The organism is Streptomyces sp. NPDC058470, assembly GCF_042721055.1.
In the GTDB taxonomy this organism is placed as follows: Bacteria; Actinomycetota; Actinomycetes; order Streptomycetales; family Streptomycetaceae; genus Streptomyces.
In genome coordinates this window covers 34,665-49,503 of the sequence record NZ_JBHXMF010000066.1, presented here as the reverse complement: position 1 = coordinate 49,503, position 14,839 = coordinate 34,665, and the positions used below count along the sequence as shown (strand labels likewise).

The window sequence follows — 14,839 nt, the reverse complement described above, 5'->3', positions numbered from 1 at the left end:
CGATTCGCGTGCCGCCCCAAGGGCCTTCTCACGTACCGGGCGTCGAGGCCCAGGGGTCACCGGGGCTCGCGCCGGTGGCGGATCGCGACGGCGATGCAGACCGGCGTGGTGAACAGCGCGTGCCAGCCGTAGAAGCACACCCCGGCCAGGCCGACCAACTGGCCCAGCACGAGGAGCAGCGCCAAGACCGGTGCGAGGAGGACGGGCAGCGTGCCGTTGGCGGTCGCGGCGACCAGATGCGGGGCAACCCGCTGGACCGCGACGCACACGAGCAAGGCGGCAACCAGGCCGCCCCAGATGACCATCAAGGCCCGCCCCGGCCGATCCCGGCGGCCGGCCGCAGCCGCAGAACGATCCGACTCATCCGTCCGGCCGGCCGGGGGATCGCCACGGTCGGCAGTCGACTCCGCCGCATGGCGCTGGGCGCTTGTGGCGGTCAACTCTCGCTCCGCAGCAGACGGGTGAGCACCGCGCAGATGATGCGGCCCAGAGCCATCCCGATGGCGCCAACTACAAACACCCCGAAAAGCCGCTCCACGAGCAGATACGTGCCTGCTATCGGCTGCCACACCACGGGCAGCAGCAGAGGCAGCACACGGAGCGGGTGCAACTCACGCCGCACGAGGGGGCTTTCCGCCGACGCACGCAGGAACAAGGCGCCGCTCGGGTTGGTGTAGGTGATCGCTGCGCCCATCACCAGCGGCAACAGAACGGTCAGCAATACGTCGAGGACAGCGATCACCACGGGCGGTCTCCTTCAACAGCGGGGCGGCACTCTGCTTCGCCTCCGATGCGACCCTGCACGCCAAGCCCTGTGGACAGAGTCCTCCGCCGCACGATCACGAGATTGGCCCGCTCTCGAACGTTCCTGCATGGCGCGAGGGCGCCATGCCGGACACCGCCGACAGGCAGGCGAACGGGCACCCAAGGCCTTCGGCTCCAGGCCGGGTGCCCGCGCTGCGGCTACGCGGCGTCGGACTCGCTGGCGCGCAGGCGCGCGTGGATCTGATCGAGGAGGCTCTCGGCCGCGGCGGCCTTCGAGTTGTCAGGATCTCGGCGGGGATTCGGTCGTCAGTCGTGGTGCAGTGCGCCTACGACCGCGCGGACGCAGGCGTGGGTGTCGTCGCGGTATTCGGCGACCGGGGTCTGCGGGTAGCCCAGTGATGCGTACAGCGTGGTGACGCCGGCGGCCGTGACGAGGCGGGCGCGCCATCCGTGATGCACCCGGACGGCGTGCTCGATGTGGTTGCGGTGCTCGATGAGGACGTACGCGGTCCGTTCGTCGGGCTCGGGCTCGAAGTCGCCGGCGATGACGCAGTTGTTGCGTCCCAACGAGGCGGAGTGGCCGGTCTGCTCGGGGACGTGAGCTTCCTCGAGGAGCTGGCGCAGCAGACGGTCGGCGCGGCAGTCGCACTTCTCGACATCGCAGAGCTGCTGCTCGGTCCAGGCCAGCAGGCCACTGATGGCGGAGGTGATCTCGGCCATCTCCAGCTTCCCCCGCTCCATGTAGGGGTCATCGGGGCCGTCCGTCATGTGCAGGGCCGCTGCGGTGGCCAGGCTTTCCCGACGCATGCCGGACAGTGCCAGGCGCAGACGGGCGAAGCATCCCGGAGCGCCGCGACCGGCGGCGAAGGCGGCGATCGGGCCGCCCTCGGACAGAGCCTTCGCGGCCTGCCTGGCTTCCCGAAGGGTGGTGATGGGCACGCAGGCTCCTCGGTGTGAGGGCGCCGCTTTTCGTCGGCGCCCGGGAGAGGCGGGCGGGTCTGTGGGGGACCCGCCCGCAGGGGATGGGTCAGGCGTGACGAAGCGCGGAGACCAGCGCGGCGCTCAAGGCGGCCGGAATGTCGGCGACCTGGGCAACGTCCAGGCGGCGGGCGCCGGGCAGGACGTTGGAGCCGGGGTCGAGACAGAACCACAGGACGTGGACGCCCGCCTTGGCCAGGCGTCGTACGAGCCGTTCGCCGCCGATGCGCTCCTCCGGCTCCCAGTGGCCGTCGGACACGATGACCAGGACGCGGGCACCGGCCTGGCGGGAGAGCCCCAGCGCGCCGTCGAGGGCGCTGGCGGCTTCGGTGAAGCGGTGATTGCCGTCGTTCGCATGGAACTCGGTGACCTGGGACGGCGGCTGGCCAGGGGAGACGATCGGGGTGACGGCCGTGCCGAAGGCCACCGTCGCAGCCTTTCCCGCGACCTCACGTGTTCCGTGCGCGAACATCCAGGCCGCCGAAGCGACGATCGAGGTATAGGCGCTCATCGAGCCGGAGACGTCGACGGCCACGCCGACCGCGACCGGCGGGTCGTCCGTGCGCTTGCGCTTCACGGTGCGAAACGGCCGGGCGGTGACCGGCACGCCCAGGGCGCTCTGCGCCGCACCGAGCATCGCCTCGCGGCCGGACAGACGGCCCGGCGGGAGCGTGGAGGCGACGCGGACCCGGGCGGGGTCGCGGAACCGCGCCCTGGCGAGCGCGGCACCCAGGCGCCGGGCGGCCGCCCGCTCCACCGGCGTGGGTGCACGGTGGCCACGGACCGGGTTCCGCGGCCGTGAGCGGCGTGAAGACGGAGCGGGGGCGGCCGAGAACACGCGCTGAGCCGCCTGCCGTGCTGCCTGCTGTGCGGCGTCCTCGGCACGGCGTTCCTTCTGCCGCCGGGCAGCCGCCTCCTGGAGACGACGCTGCTGCTCGGGGTCGGGCATCGCCCCCGTGGAGATCTGTGCATGAACCGAGGCTGCGACGGTGACACTGGCCACGGCCGCGCCGAGCGGATCCCCGTCCGCCTCGCCATGCGAGGACTCGTGGGGCTCGCCCGCAGCGCACCCGATGCCGGGCAGGTCGTCGTCGGGATCAGCGCCGACGACCTCCACCCAGCGGCGGGCGACATCCAGCAGCCCAGTCTGGTCACCGTCGGCGAGGGCCAGGACCTCCTGCCACAGGGCCCGAAGCCGGGAGAGATCACCGGAACCGAGGACGGACTCAGCCGCTGAGCGCACCGGCTGGACCTCGGTCTCGGTGAGGACACCGGCGTCCGCCCGGCCCAGGATGAGAGCGGCACCGGCCGCGGCCCGCCACCGGTCGTACGTCGGTGAAGCGGCGGCCTGCGCGGGCAGCACGATGGTGCTCGCGCAGGCGCGCAGGAAGACGCGGTCCGCCGGGCGCTCCTGGAGGTGACGCGCCTCGATCCGGGGCTCTTCGAGCAGGACGGCCGCGCGGATCACCGCACGTCCCGCCGACTCGGGCCAGTTCTCCCAGCGGGTGCTGCGGGCGTGCCCGGCCTCGTGCGCGGACATGCCGACGATCACCGGATGCCGCAGCCGGCCCGAGACGCTGAGCGGGTCGATCTGGTCCGGGTGAACGCCGTCCTTCAGCGCGATCGCCCCATTGACCGTGACCTTGATCAGCGCCGGGTCGAACCAGGCCGCGTCCGCCGTGGAAGCGCCGTCCCACACCATGGCGAGCAGCACGTCGTCACGGTCGGCAAGGGTGTTGATGATCGAGCCCAGACGCCGGGCGAGCGCGCCCCGGGCATCCAGCAGGTCCGCGTCGACATCCTCCAGCGGAGCGGGTTCCGCGCCTGCCACGGCGGCCGTCACCGGCGCCCCGCAGGCACCCGGGTGCCCAGCGACAGCGCCGGGGTCTCACCGAACTTCTCCGCCATGGCCGCAGCGAACTCATCGCGGTCCTGCGAGGGGCACTTGCGCAGCAGACCGGAGACGGCAAATCCCTGTCCGTAGCGTCCGGTCGCCTCGGCGAAGGCCAGCGCGTCACGCAGCTGCGGGATCCAGCCCTCGTACGTCTCCTGGGCCTTGCGGCTCTCCAGGTTCTTGGCCACGGTGATCAGGTCCACCGGCACGCCGAGGTCGGCGGCCAGGTCCCAGTCGGTGGCGACTTCGACGTGGTGGTGGAACCGGCTGCGCAGTGCGTCACTCAGGTTCGCCCCGGGAACGTCGGGGTTGCAGGCGCCGATGACGAACCAGTTGGGGCCGACCTTGAGAGGGGGCAGCTTCGGGTTCATCGTGACGTGCAGCTCGCCGCGGCCGTCCATGAGCGGGTACAGCACGGTCAGAGCCCGGGGGTCGATCAGGGCGATCTCGTCGATCAGGAGCGGGACGTCGTTCTCGATGCTGCGGATGAGCGGGCCCGGAACCCACTCGTAGAGCTTCGTGTCCGGGTCCTGGACGAAGGTGCCAACGAAGTCCGGCACATCGGTGTCGGCGGTGCCGACGATCGTCTCCAGACCGGTGTGCAGGCCGTCGACGGCGTCCTGGACGAACGCGGCCTCGCTCAGGGCGGTCTTGCCGGTGCCAGGCGGTCCGACGAGCAGTACGTGCTCGTGGTGGCTGCGGGCGTCACGAAGGAACGCGAGGTCTTCCAGGGGGCCGACCATGCGGGGCTGGTACGGATGGCCATTCGGGCGGATCTGCGGACCTACCGGTGCGAGGGCAGACGACAGAGCGGGCGGGGGCGGGACGGGCGCGCTCTGCTGGGTGCGCTCGCGCTCGAGGTCCGCCAATACCGCGCGGCCGCGCTGGTTCATCTGATCCGTGAAGGTGGGCAAGGGACTCCTGGGGTGGAAGGGGCGTGGGGTGCGGATGCGGGCTCGGGCTAGCGGTCCGAGCCCGGGATGCGTGAAGCGTTTCCGAGTTCCGTGCCCGTCTCGCGGGCGTGCTTGCCGAAGTGCTGGGCGATCCGGTGGGCGTTGCTGCGGGCGGAGCCGGGATCGGCGAGGCCTGCGGGCAGGTCGAAGACGGTGAAGTCCCGGCTCGGCGCGTAGCCCTTCTTCTCCTTGTCGCGTGACCGCTTCACCGCGGCGCTCAGCGCCTCGGCGACGGTGATCTGCGTGTGGACCAGGCCGAGCTGGCCGTTGCCGCCGCGGGAGCCGTGGAGTCCGAGCACGATCGGCTCGTCTCCGGTGACGACGATGAAGCGGTAGAACTTATCGCTGTGCCCGTCCTCGAAGTGCAGTTCCCAGCCGAAGCTGACGACGCTGTCACTGGAAGCCAAGTAGTACCCCCATGAGTAAAATTATTTGGGTCACTGGGTGTCTGAGGGTGCGCGGCACAATGACCGACGGTAGAGGTGGAAGCACCCGCCGACATGCTCCATCTTACGCGAACCCCCGCCATGGATCAAGCTAATAGGGTCACGCCCGACGCTTCTTCTGTCGCTCGCTGCCGTTAGGCCGGGCGTTTGCGCATCAGGCGTTTGGGCGGGCTCGGGGTGCCCCCTGTTGCCCGACTCCGCGGCGTCGCACGCTACTTGACGGCGGCTTCGGAAGGGCAAGCGGGCGGGTGCTACTTTGACATACCGCCAATGGTATCTATACCGTCGGTGGTATGACGGGGAACGATGGGCGGGCCGCCCATGAACTCGCGCTGCGAGAGCTGCTCTACGCCATTGCGCAAGCCGTGCACGACCGGCGTGCCGCGGTGGGATGGTCACAGCGGGAGCTCGCCGAACGGGCCGGCATGAGACAGCCGCACGTGTCTCGGCTCGAAGGAGCGGGCGCCTTGCCCAAGCTGGATCTCCTCCTTCGGGTGGCCGACGCTCTCGACGCCGACCTGGTTGTCACGCTGCAGCCGCGTACGCGGACCGCCGGGGCGCCAGCCGACTCAACTGAGGTTGCCGAGGAAGGTGTGAACTCGTGATTTTCAGACGGCGATTGAGGGAGTTCAGGCACCGGCACTATGGCGATGCCGTGTACGTCTCAGCCGTCATCGGCGTGATCGCTGCCTCATGGCTCGTGCCCGCCGGGAGCGTCATCGGCGCAGCGGTCGTAGGCGTCGCGATCGCGGTGATGGCCACAGGCATCGTGCTTCGAGTCCGGCACCGAAAGGGCCCACTGTGCGACGAATGCATCAAGGAAATGCCCCTTGACGCAGCCGACGAGGCCCAGAACAAGCCCCGCACGCACCGGCAGTTGGCCCTCTTCCACAGTGCCTACGGCACCGGCCGCCGGACCCAGGCAACCGGAATCCTCACCCTTCTTCTGACCGTGGCTGGATGCGAGCCGCTCTACCTCGCCGTCGGCGCACAGCTCCCGCCCGAAGTGCCTCGCACCGCCCTGAGCCTGGCCCTGGCGGCGTGTGCATGCAGCACCCTGGTGATGCGCACGCACAACCGGTTCGAGCCCTGGTGCCCGTTCTGCCGCCATGACGGGCGAGGGGGCGACGACCTGGAGCCCGCCCCCGACCCGCGCGGCGGCCACGGGCGGCCCGTGCCCGCGTGACGCCGCACACCGGCAGCTACACAAGGCCGGAGGCCGACCTCACCGTCGCCGTACACTCGGCACCTGCTGTCCACGCCCCGGGGGAGAACAACACCGTGACCACACCGCAGACCAGCAGCACCCCTGCCGGCGACGCACCGATCTACACCAGCCTCGTCGAGGAGCTCGGCGACGTCCTGACCGAGGCGCGCCGTACTGCGGAGCGGACGCTGCGGGAGTCGCAGCGGGCCCTCGACTTCGGCCTCATCCCGGCCGACGCTGTCTGAGCAGCCGGACACCGGCGGCTCGCTCAGCCGCCCGCCAAGGTCCCAGTGCGCGCCCCGCGACCTTGCGGAGCGCCCCAAAGGCCGGCGGAGATGACCGACGGAGCCGGCTCGTCCCCGTTACGCGCCGCCGCCCGAGGGCAGGAGCCGGCGGCCGGTCGACGGCTGCCGCCAGCCCTGTTGCGTGCGAGGTGCGGGCAGGGTGGCGATCAGCGCCTCCATCCGGGAGAGCTTGACGGCGCTCTGTTCCTGGCACGCGGGACGGAGGAGGTCCCCCGTGGCCAACATGATCTCGGTGCCCGCGTCGTCGATGCGCGCGAGGTTCTTGCCCACGTCGAAGAAGTCCGGGGATGGCGCCACGTTGACCGAGGCCAGCGCCACCGCGTGAAGCGCCATCACAACCTCGCCCACCGCGGGCAGTGCCCGCGCTGGATCATCTCGGACCAGGTTCTGCAGGTACGCGCTGAGCTGGGCCACCGGATTCCCGGCCGTCGTCTCCATCATGATCAGAGAACGACGCCAGCCGATCTCCGTCACCTGCGCGCCGGCCGTCCCCACGGACCAGCACCATGAGTCCCGAAGGCCGCAGATGGCTCTCGGCTCACACCGGCGAACTGTCGCCCGCCGGGCTCGGCCGGTCGCACTGCGGGGAGCGGCCGGACAGGCATATCTCCTCGATCAGGCGCATCTGGGCGGACGCCTTCTCGTCCCACTCGCACCGGCGCTCCTCGGCGACCCTGGCCAGGTTCCGGCCGACGGGTATGAACGGGGAGCCGGGGTGTCCGGGCCACCGGTTCCCGCTGACCGGGTCGAAGTTCATGTTCCGGTAGCCCAGCCACGACATCCGGTGGTGCGGGCACATCGCGGCGGGCGCGCGGACCGTGTAGCGCTGGTCGGGCGGGAAGAGGTTGTTGGTGTCCATGTGCCGGCTGCGGCGCCAGGCCGCGGCGTCCCAGGTGTGCCACTGACTCCGTATGTCGTCGGGGACGGGGATGTCCAGGAACCGGTGCGGGACTTCGGTGAGATGCGGGGGAGTGGTCAACTCGCCTCCTTGATGCGGGGAACAGCGAACGGCGGGAGGAGGGGCTGCAGCGTGGGGGCGGGAGTCTGAGGGCGGTTCCCGATCGAGACGAGCCGGCCCGCGGAGTTGAGCCGCAGATACGGGCGCATGATGTCCGGAATGGGGGCGGTGTCCGGGATCCCGCGGGCGATGGCGCCCCACTCGCCCGTGGTGAGGAACTCGTTGCCGATGTACGCGGTGTACGCGGGCGGGATCGCCTCGGTGAGCTCCTCGTGGACGTCGGTCCAGTGGATGTCCATGGCCTGCTGCATCTCGCGGACGGTGCCCTTGCCGCCGCCCTTGCCGTAGGCCGCGATGTACGGTCCGTCCCGCCACACGCCGTGCCGCAGGCCGCGGACGTAGCCGCGGTGGGGCTGGTGCGGGCGTCGGTTTCCGCGCCAGTAGTCGACCTCGAATATGCGGTGTCGCAAGACGCCGAGCCCGAACATCTCGCCGCACAGGACCAGGTCCCGCCGCAGCTCGGAGCCCTGGACGTTCTCCATGACAGAGGGCACTCCGTACCAGGCGAGCAGGGCGCGTGTCGCCGGGATCAAGTCGACGTACTGGCGGCCCTTGTTCGTGCCCTTGGTGAGCGTGCACGAGTGCTGACACGGAGGCGAGGCGTGGGCCAGGTCGAAGTCCTGGATGTGCTCGTGGGCGAACTCCAGGGCATCGGCCTGATGAAACTCGAAGGGATAGTGGGGCCGTGGGCTGATGTCGACGCCCACGACGTCGAACCCCGCCCGGTAGTACCCCATCCCGGCGCCGCCCGCGCAGCAGAACAGATCCAGCACCCGAGGTCGACGCCCGCGGAATGACGGCCGCTTCGGCAGGCGAAGACGTTTCGGGGGCCGGCAGGTACCCGTGCTGCAGCAGGACAGGCCCATGCGGCCGGGCCGCCACCGCGCCGACGGAGCGGGGAGCACGGCGAGGGGCCCGCTCACTCGGCCCTCGCGGCAGCCGGCAGACACCTTGCCAACACGGCCAGGACGTCGAGCACTTCGGCCGCCTCCCGGATCTGGCCGGCCTCGTTGTCCTCGGTCCGGGTCCAGCCCACACGCCGGGAGGTGGTGAAGAACGGGATGACCTTGCGCAGGGAGATCACTGGCGTGCCGTGCACGTCGCACTCGGTCTCAAGATCCCCGACGCCCGGAACGCGGGCGATGTAGACCCCGTTGGCGGGATAGCCGGGGTCCTGCCAGACGACGAACGCAGCGGAAGGGGCGTTGCTCATGAGGGCATCGGCCAGGATGCGGGCGGAGCCTGCTGCCACCTCGCCGGCGCCGTACACGAAACCGAGCTCCAGCTGCCGGGGTGCACGACCCAGGCCGTAGTCGCTCGCCACCGCTGCGCCGTGGAAGGCGGCCAGAACCGCATCGACCTCGGCGTCGTCGACGCTGTAGATGATGACCTGCAGCTGTGAATCACCGGACAGGGCAAACTCCTTGAGTCGGTTGGGGTAGTGGGAGAAACGAACCTTCGGCGGAACGCGGGTGTCGCGCGGCCGAAGCGGACCGCGTCCGCAGCACCGCGCGGCACGGAGTGGCCCGGACACGGCCCGCTGCAGATTCCGCGGGCGTGATGCGGCGAGCTGGATCAGGGCTCGCTGTGACGGGCCGGGGCCAGAGCCTGCCGCGCGTCCTCCAGCGACGGGAAGTCGCGGGGCGTAGTGCTGTTGGGATACACGTGCTGCGCCGCGAGGGCCCGTGCCAGCGGCACGTTCCAGCCGGCGACCGGAAGCAGCCAGCGGCGGCCAGTGGAGTGCAGCAGCCCGTCCAGCTTCTGGGCATATCCGGCGCCGTCGTACCGGGCGTCGCGCACCATCTTGATCCGCCCGTCCCGGAAGAGGTTCGTCACCTCCATAAGCCGGTACGCCAGGGGCTGCTCCTCGCGGCTGTACGACGACGTGGTGTACGACGGGCGCAGCTCCACGATCAGCAGGTCTCCCCTGCGGGCCTTGATCTCAGGTGCAGCGGTCTCGGTCACGGCTTCCTCGTTCGGTGATCGGGGGCTGTTCATTTCGGGTTTGTCGAGGCGGTAGTAGGTGGGCAGGGCACCACATCGATGGGTACAGGGAGCCGCACGCAGTGGGCGTACGGCGCCGGGGCGCGACCGCGCCCCGGACCGGACCGGTGGTCAGCGAGCGGCGAGGCGCTGCATGGTGCGGGCATAGTCCTCGACGCGGGCCTTGGCGATCACGGACCGGTCTACGGTGCGCAGCACGAGCCCTTCCGGACGGCCACCGGCGCCGCCGTCCAGCGCGACGCGCGTGCTGGGCAGCCGGGTGGCGAGGAAGTCCTGCATTCCGGCGAGATCGCTCGGAACCCGGTCCGCCGCAAGGCTGCCCAGACGCGGCGTCAGCTCGATCTGGTTCTCCGCGGCAGCGAGGGCGAGATCCCCCTCGGCGAGGAACTGCTGGCCGCCGTTCTCACGCCATGAGCTGATCTCGGCGCGCGGCCGCTCCAGGACTGACGCGTCCACGACGGCGACGTCGAAGAGGCGGAAGCCCACCGCCTGGCTGCCGGTGTACTGCTTGCTGGCCTTGGTGAGCTTGGCGCCGTAGACCTCGAAGAAGTAGACACGGATACCCGTCGCGGGAGGTGTCAGACGGCCGGCCAGGGGGCGCAGGGCGGGCACGATGCTGTCCTTCGGGCTGATGACACGGTCGCCGCGGGCGTGGAGCAGGTCCTCCCGGCTGCCGATCACGTAGTCGCCGTCCGGCAGGACCGCGACCCGCGCGTTCGTGCCGTCCACCTTCTCGGTGAGCACCACTTCGCCACTGAAGGCCACCGCGTTGTCGAGCAACGTGCCGCGGTCGATCTCGTGGAACGTCGGGATCGACGGGTACTTCGTCGCCGAGTTCAGGGCATTGAGATCGAGCGCATCGAGATTGATCACAGATTCCTCCAAAGGCCGGGTGTCCCGGCATGGGCAGGCGAGGCAGTGCCTCACGTGACTTAAAGTACGCCAGCGGGGGGTTACAGTCAAATTAAAAGGGTCACGCAAATATCGGACGTGTGGTGCTGCGTGGTGATCCTATTAAGTTGACGCACGGCGAAGGAGAGGGTACATTAGGGGTTGTTGAAGTCAAGGTGCTGACTAGGAAGGAAGCGACGTTGAACCCCCGTCTGAGCGACTACACCCGCAACCGCGCCCACGCGATCGCCACGCAGAACCTGCGCCGCTCCGGAGCCAGCGGCGCTCACGCCAGTGGCCCGAAGCGGCAGCGCAACCGGAACGCGGCCAAGAAGGCCGCCATCCGCTACTCGGCCGCCGCCGCATGACCGTTCCCGACGCAACCCACACCGCAGAGGACGTGATGACTGCCTCCACCGCACCGCTCGCAGTGATCGTCACGAGGGCAGACGGAGGCATCACCCGCATCGGTCCCATCACCACCCCGGGGGCAGCCGGTGCGATCCACGCCTCGCTGACTCGCCTCACCACCATCCCGGAGAAGGCCGCCGCAGCCGCTGTGATCGCCCCGTTCAGCTCGGCGGTGCCTCACCTGCCCCTCCTGGAAGCCGAAGTCGAGACGGTCCGGGCGCTGATGGACGACGACGAGCAGGGCGTCGGGGCCCCGTTCCCCAACATCTGGGACCGCCTCGTCGCCCAGCACGGACTCAACGTGGCCGACGCCCTGGTGCGCGAAGCACTCACAAACCGGCCCAACAGGCAGCACCGGCGGCACCCGGGGACCGTCACACAGCGCCCCTCCCACAGCCAGGCCGACGAGAGGTTCGATCACGCCCTGCGGGAGGTGCTGCTCGAGAGCGTCGGCCCCGGCGGCATCTCACCTGCCGCGCTGAAGAACACCCTGACCACCATCCGACGACTGGCAGATGCCTGGGCGCGCTCACGCACACCGTCCGACTCAGGACGCTGAGCGCAGCCGGCACACCCACCGGCGGACAACAAGCAGCCCCGTCCTGACCACCCTGCAGACGATCAAGGAACAACCGTGGAACACGAGTTCAGTGCAGGCGACCGCATCCGCGTACTCCGGTGCACCGACGACTTCGACCCCCTGCCCGCAGGCGCCACCGGATCCGTCCGCGCCTGGGATCCGCACCCGGGGCTGCGCCAGCTCCGCGTGACCTGGGACGCGCCACACGCTCACCGGCGCCTGATGCTCACGCTCACCGACGACGGCGACGAAGTCGAGAAGATCTGAACCCCGCCAAGCCCCCGACGACCACGAGAGGCAATGGATGATCTACGGCCCCGGAGCCATGGGAACCGCCGAGCTCGCCTGGCACGTGGCCCGCGACGGCTACTACCTCAGCACCGCCGCCCTCCTGTGCGCGGCCCTGCCCACCCTGCGCCCCAACCACGACAAGCCCGAGCCCTACCGCCACCTCCGGTCGGCGATCCCGACCGGGGCCGACATCACCGCCAACATCGACGGCGAGAACGTCCGCCTGGAGGTGACAGGCCTGCCGCATGACGACATGCGGCGCGTCTGCCTCGCCGCACAGGTCTACTTCGCCCCCTTCACGGTCGAGACCTCCCTCGGCCGCACGCCGACTCCGGGGAAGTACACGGAGCGCGCCCGCCACACCCGTCAGCACCTGGCCGTCCGCACGGACACCGCCGACGTGCGGCTGAACCTGCCCGTGCCGATGGCCAGTTCGGTCCTGAACTCACTCCGCTCGCCCTGACCCGAGCCTGTCTGGCCGACAGAGCCGCAGGCGAGCTCGAGAGGGCGATCGCCCCGCTTCACCACCGCCTGGACGTAGCCGCGTCGGCAGAGCGACCGCCCTAGGACGACGCCAGGGAAGCGGCGCACCCGCCCTCCCGGAGAAGCCAGCCCACGGCAAGGTCGGCAGCCGTGCACGCCTCGCACGCAACTTGGCCGCTGCTGACGTGCCACCGGTACCCGCTGCGAGTTCCGCACTCGGGCCGCTCCTCGGTGAGAGAGCTCTGACCGGCGCGCCCGACGGGGGCACCCATGACCAGTTCTCCACGCCGGGGCGAGCGGCCGCGAGCGGAGACCGGCTTTGCACAAGGCGCTGCAGGCCGGGGATCCGGCCTCTTCCCGGTCTCCGCGGCCGTGCAGGCGAAGCACCGACACCCCTTCCTGTACGTGCGGCGGACACCATGCTCCTGGCCATCGTCGGGAATCGGCTGAGGCCGCTTCGGCAGCCGGCGGCCGCGGGCGAGCGCGTAACGCTCCCGCCCGTCCAGGCCGCCGCGGATCCCCGAGCGTTCCGACGCCGCGAGCCTGCGTTCGGCCAGCAGAGCAGCATCAAGGCACTGTTTACGTACCGGACACGGTGAGCAGACCGAGCGGGCGCGCTCGGCCTGCTCGATGAGAGCGTTACTCAGCGGGCCCTCCGGATAGAACAGCTCAGGGTCCGTCCCGCGGCAAGCAGCGTTCTGCTCCCAGTAAGGATGCGGGGCGGGCTGCCTCCCGGCCGTAGTTCCGGGGCGTGGCAAGTCGATCAACCTCCTGGTGCTGCGGGTGAACTTCACGGGGGGCGTAGAGAGGAACCGTCCGCACTGGTGGCCTCGTCAAGGGCCTGCCTACCGGCCCTGAGTCGCCGCCGAGCCTGCGCGGGTGCTCAACGATACACGAGTGACCCTGAAAACTTGATGGAATTACCCTTCCAGGGTAAATTAATGGGACGAGTCTGCGCTGCCCCGGAGCGCGCCCACGAGCCTGGAGAGCCCTTGACCCACCCCCTTCTGCTCCTCGATATCGACGGAGTCCTCAACCCCTTCGAGGCCCCGCTTCCCGGCCCGGCCGGCTACCGCCTCCACCACATGCGTCCCCAGACCTGGATCGCTCAGCATCCCCACCTCCACGCGGACGACGTCCCCGATCTGAAGGTGCGCCTCCACCCCGAACACGGGGCCGAGCTCCTCGACCTTCCCTTCGAACTCGCCTGGGCAACGACCTGGGAAGACGACGCGAACCGGCACGTCAGCCCGGTCATCGGGCTGCCCACGCTGCCCGTCATCAACTGGACCAGCCCCGAGCAATTCCCGTCGGACGGCACCTATTTCAAGACGGCCGACGTCGTGCGGTACGCCGCAGGCCGCCCCTTCGCATGGGTCGATGACCAGATCCTCCAGGCGGACCGCGACTACGTCCGCCGCCATCACCCCGGACCCGCGCTGCTCTACGACGTCGACCCCGAGGTCGGCCTCACACTGGACGACTTCGAGGCCCTCGCGCACTGGGCCGGCGAACTCTCCATGACCAGCTCGTAGACCGCTCGCCGCCCGTCCGGCCTGCCGACGGGCGGCGAGACGGCTCACCCGCGGTTGTTCACGTAGGGAACAAGGCCAGCGGCCGTGTAGCCCAGCCCCCGGCCCCGACGGAACTCCTCCAACCGCTCCTGGTCCGTGTACCGCTCGGCCGCCATCCCCGGCGGCGTACGCACCCCGAGCTGGATCCCGTACAGGCACAGCACGAACCCGGTGGACACGGCAGCGGAGATCCAGGCGGGATTGGGCGGGACAGCGATCCGCGAGAACGCCTCTCCATTAGGGCTGCGAAGCTCCAGCCGCTCATCCGCCAGCCGGTGCAACGTCCAGCCCGGCGCGGAGCGCAGCGCGGCGAACCCGCGACCGAACCGACCCAGACCCAACTCCACCGCGACCTCCGCCTGCTGCTCCCGCGGAGGCTGGCCCGGCATCCGCATCATCAGCGCACGCTCCGGCTCGAACAGAGCCGCGGGCATCTGCTCGGTCCCGCCCGGTTCGACCGTCACCGTCCCGGACTCGAGATCGAAGCCACGGGCGACCTGGCCGAGTTGAAGCGCGGGGTCATCCCAGAACGTCACCCGCCCGTGGTCGTCGACAGTGTCCGCCACCGCCGATATATGGGACATCAAGGCCGACCGGCCCACCGGGTGTCCATCGACCTCGAACCGGCTGCGACGCTGCTTCTTCTGCTTGAACCTGCCCACGAGGGCCTCCTGCTCATCTAGGGACGCCCCGCTGACCGCCAGGCGGCGCGGAGTGCATCAGAACGCGGCTCCTCACCGCCGCGAACCGATGCTCGAACGAGGTCCCTGTGGACAGAGGCCAGGCACCGGCGCCCACTCGGCGGCCTCCGCCCAATCCGACTTCAGAGGCGACCCCGCCGACCTGCGGCCAGAGGCGGAGGTCGGCGGACGAAACGCCTGACCGCGCGACGCCGCCGGAGTAGAACTGTTGGGTAGAACCGAGGGAGTTGTGATGGCGCGCGAAGATGCCGCGAGTGACGGGGCACTGACCGACGAGGAGCAAGAGGACCTCGGCGGCATGCCGATCGAGGACCCCAGCGACGATGGGGACGAGGAGT

General features: G+C 70.1%; 22 protein-coding genes. 8 read left to right on the top strand and 14 right to left on the bottom strand.

The genetic code is table 11. The annotated features are described in order from the left end of the window. Positions 1-56: 56 nt before the first annotated feature. The 6 genes from ACFWP7_RS35645 to ACFWP7_RS35620 form a co-directional block, all read right to left on the bottom strand. Positions 57-305, bottom strand: a complete 249-nt coding sequence (locus tag ACFWP7_RS35645; RefSeq protein ID WP_384390408.1) for a hypothetical protein — start codon at positions 303-305, stop codon at positions 57-59. Positions 306-436: 131 nt separating this feature from the next. Continuing rightward, a complete protein-coding gene (locus ACFWP7_RS35640; protein WP_384390405.1) occupies positions 437-745 on the bottom strand; it encodes a hypothetical protein in 309 nt (102 codons plus the stop codon). 326 nt (positions 746-1,071) lie between these two features. Beyond that, complete coding sequence (locus ACFWP7_RS35635; RefSeq protein ID WP_384390402.1) at positions 1,072-1,704, bottom strand: hypothetical protein; 633 nt, start codon at positions 1,702-1,704, stop codon at positions 1,072-1,074. An 88-nt stretch (positions 1,705-1,792) separates the two neighbouring features. After that, complete coding sequence (locus tag ACFWP7_RS35630) at positions 1,793-3,586, bottom strand: VWA domain-containing protein (RefSeq protein ID WP_384390399.1); 1,794 nt, start codon at positions 3,584-3,586, stop codon at positions 1,793-1,795. Continuing rightward, positions 3,583-4,551 (bottom strand): AAA family ATPase, encoded by a 969-nt coding sequence (locus tag ACFWP7_RS35625; protein WP_384390396.1) that lies wholly within the window; start codon positions 4,549-4,551, stop codon positions 3,583-3,585. Before ACFWP7_RS35625 ends, ACFWP7_RS35630 begins: the two co-directional genes overlap by 4 nt. A gap of 47 nt (positions 4,552-4,598) precedes the next feature. Then, positions 4,599-4,997: a hypothetical protein gene (locus ACFWP7_RS35620; RefSeq protein WP_384390392.1), complete on the bottom strand. Its 399-nt coding sequence runs from the start codon at positions 4,995-4,997 to the stop codon at positions 4,599-4,601. Between the two features lie 332 nt (positions 4,998-5,329). Here ACFWP7_RS35620 and ACFWP7_RS35615 point away from each other — a divergent pair, with 332 nt between their 5' ends. From ACFWP7_RS35615 to ACFWP7_RS35605, 3 genes are read left to right on the top strand one after another with little or no spacing between them, the layout of a single operon-like run. Continuing rightward, positions 5,330-5,641 carry a helix-turn-helix domain-containing protein gene (locus ACFWP7_RS35615; RefSeq protein WP_384390389.1) on the top strand — a complete coding sequence of 104 codons (312 nt, stop codon included), beginning with the start codon at positions 5,330-5,332 and terminating at the stop codon, positions 5,639-5,641. 50 nt (positions 5,642-5,691) lie between these two features. Next, complete coding sequence (locus ACFWP7_RS35610) at positions 5,692-6,222, top strand: hypothetical protein (protein ID WP_384390387.1); 531 nt, start codon at positions 5,692-5,694, stop codon at positions 6,220-6,222. After that, positions 6,219-6,488: a hypothetical protein gene (locus tag ACFWP7_RS35605; protein ID WP_384390384.1), complete on the top strand. Its 270-nt coding sequence runs from the start codon at positions 6,219-6,221 to the stop codon at positions 6,486-6,488. Before ACFWP7_RS35610 ends, ACFWP7_RS35605 begins: the two co-directional genes overlap by 4 nt. A 117-nt stretch (positions 6,489-6,605) precedes the next feature. Here the strand turns inward: ACFWP7_RS35605 and ACFWP7_RS35600 are convergent, their stop codons facing one another. The 6 genes from ACFWP7_RS35600 to ACFWP7_RS35575 all read right to left on the bottom strand — a co-directional run bounded on the left by ACFWP7_RS35600 (position 6,606) and on the right by ACFWP7_RS35575 (position 10,443). Then, positions 6,606-7,043 carry a hypothetical protein gene (locus ACFWP7_RS35600; RefSeq protein ID WP_384390382.1) on the bottom strand — a complete coding sequence of 146 codons (438 nt, stop codon included), beginning with the start codon at positions 7,041-7,043 and terminating at the stop codon, positions 6,606-6,608. A gap of 43 nt (positions 7,044-7,086) precedes the next feature. Next, positions 7,087-7,527 carry a hypothetical protein gene (locus tag ACFWP7_RS35595; RefSeq protein ID WP_384390379.1) on the bottom strand — a complete coding sequence of 147 codons (441 nt, stop codon included), beginning with the start codon at positions 7,525-7,527 and terminating at the stop codon, positions 7,087-7,089. Continuing rightward, positions 7,524-8,339: a DNA methylase gene (locus tag ACFWP7_RS35590; RefSeq protein WP_384390376.1), complete on the bottom strand. Its 816-nt coding sequence runs from the start codon at positions 8,337-8,339 to the stop codon at positions 7,524-7,526. Before ACFWP7_RS35590 ends, ACFWP7_RS35595 begins: the two co-directional genes overlap by 4 nt. A gap of 146 nt (positions 8,340-8,485) precedes the next feature. Then, positions 8,486-9,100 carry a hypothetical protein gene (locus tag ACFWP7_RS35585; RefSeq protein ID WP_384390374.1) on the bottom strand — a complete coding sequence of 205 codons (615 nt, stop codon included), beginning with the start codon at positions 9,098-9,100 and terminating at the stop codon, positions 8,486-8,488. A gap of 41 nt (positions 9,101-9,141) precedes the next feature. Then, entirely contained in the window at positions 9,142-9,531 is a 390-nt protein-coding gene (locus tag ACFWP7_RS35580) for a hypothetical protein (RefSeq protein ID WP_384390371.1), read from the bottom strand. A gap of 150 nt (positions 9,532-9,681) precedes the next feature. Continuing rightward, the gene (locus ACFWP7_RS35575) at positions 9,682-10,443 is read right to left on the bottom strand and encodes an RNA ligase family protein (protein WP_384390368.1); all 762 of its coding nucleotides are present in this window, start codon (positions 10,441-10,443) and stop codon (positions 9,682-9,684) included. A gap of 218 nt (positions 10,444-10,661) precedes the next feature. On the opposite strand from ACFWP7_RS35575, the gene ACFWP7_RS35570 reads away from it, so the two are divergent. The 4 genes from ACFWP7_RS35570 (at position 10,662) to ACFWP7_RS35555 (ending at position 12,206) form a co-directional block, all read left to right on the top strand. After that, complete coding sequence (locus ACFWP7_RS35570) at positions 10,662-10,829, top strand: hypothetical protein (protein WP_350248662.1); 168 nt, start codon at positions 10,662-10,664, stop codon at positions 10,827-10,829. 35 nt (positions 10,830-10,864) lie between these two features. Beyond that, on the top strand, positions 10,865-11,431 hold the full coding sequence (locus ACFWP7_RS35565) for a hypothetical protein (RefSeq protein ID WP_384390366.1): 567 nt from the start codon (positions 10,865-10,867) through the stop codon (positions 11,429-11,431). Positions 11,432-11,506: 75 nt separating this feature from the next. Next, positions 11,507-11,719 carry a hypothetical protein gene (locus ACFWP7_RS35560; RefSeq protein ID WP_384390363.1) on the top strand — a complete coding sequence of 71 codons (213 nt, stop codon included), beginning with the start codon at positions 11,507-11,509 and terminating at the stop codon, positions 11,717-11,719. A gap of 37 nt (positions 11,720-11,756) precedes the next feature. Beyond that, positions 11,757-12,206, top strand: a complete 450-nt coding sequence (locus ACFWP7_RS35555; protein WP_384390360.1) for a hypothetical protein — start codon at positions 11,757-11,759, stop codon at positions 12,204-12,206. Positions 12,207-12,306: 100 nt separating this feature from the next. On the opposite strand, the gene ACFWP7_RS35550 is transcribed toward ACFWP7_RS35555, so the two are convergent. After that, positions 12,307-13,020 (bottom strand): WhiB family transcriptional regulator, encoded by a 714-nt coding sequence (locus tag ACFWP7_RS35550; protein WP_384390357.1) that lies wholly within the window; start codon positions 13,018-13,020, stop codon positions 12,307-12,309. A 147-nt stretch (positions 13,021-13,167) separates the two neighbouring features. Here ACFWP7_RS35550 and ACFWP7_RS35545 point away from each other — a divergent pair, with 147 nt between their 5' ends. Further along, a complete protein-coding gene (locus ACFWP7_RS35545) occupies positions 13,168-13,761 on the top strand; it encodes a hypothetical protein (protein WP_384390355.1) in 594 nt (197 codons plus the stop codon). Positions 13,762-13,805: 44 nt separating this feature from the next. Here the strand turns inward: ACFWP7_RS35545 and ACFWP7_RS35540 are convergent, their stop codons facing one another. Then, positions 13,806-14,462: a hypothetical protein gene (locus ACFWP7_RS35540; RefSeq protein WP_384390352.1), complete on the bottom strand. Its 657-nt coding sequence runs from the start codon at positions 14,460-14,462 to the stop codon at positions 13,806-13,808. Positions 14,463-14,839: the final 377 nt, after the last annotated feature.

Bases quoted from the DNA above. Each gene is read 5' to 3' on its own strand.
- ACFWP7_RS35645 (WP_384390408.1), bottom strand. From the start codon at position 305: ATGGTCATCTGGGGCGGCCTGGTTGCCGCCTTGCTCGTGTGCGTCGCG.
- ACFWP7_RS35615 (WP_384390389.1), top strand. From the start codon at position 5,330: ATGACGGGGAACGATGGGCGGGCCGCCCATGAACTCGCGCTGCGAGAG.
- ACFWP7_RS35565 (WP_384390366.1), top strand. From the start codon at position 10,865: ATGACTGCCTCCACCGCACCGCTCGCAGTGATCGTCACGAGGGCAGAC.
- ACFWP7_RS35555 (WP_384390360.1), top strand. From the start codon at position 11,757: ATGATCTACGGCCCCGGAGCCATGGGAACCGCCGAGCTCGCCTGGCAC.
- ACFWP7_RS35545 (WP_384390355.1), top strand. From the start codon at position 13,168: ATGGGACGAGTCTGCGCTGCCCCGGAGCGCGCCCACGAGCCTGGAGAG.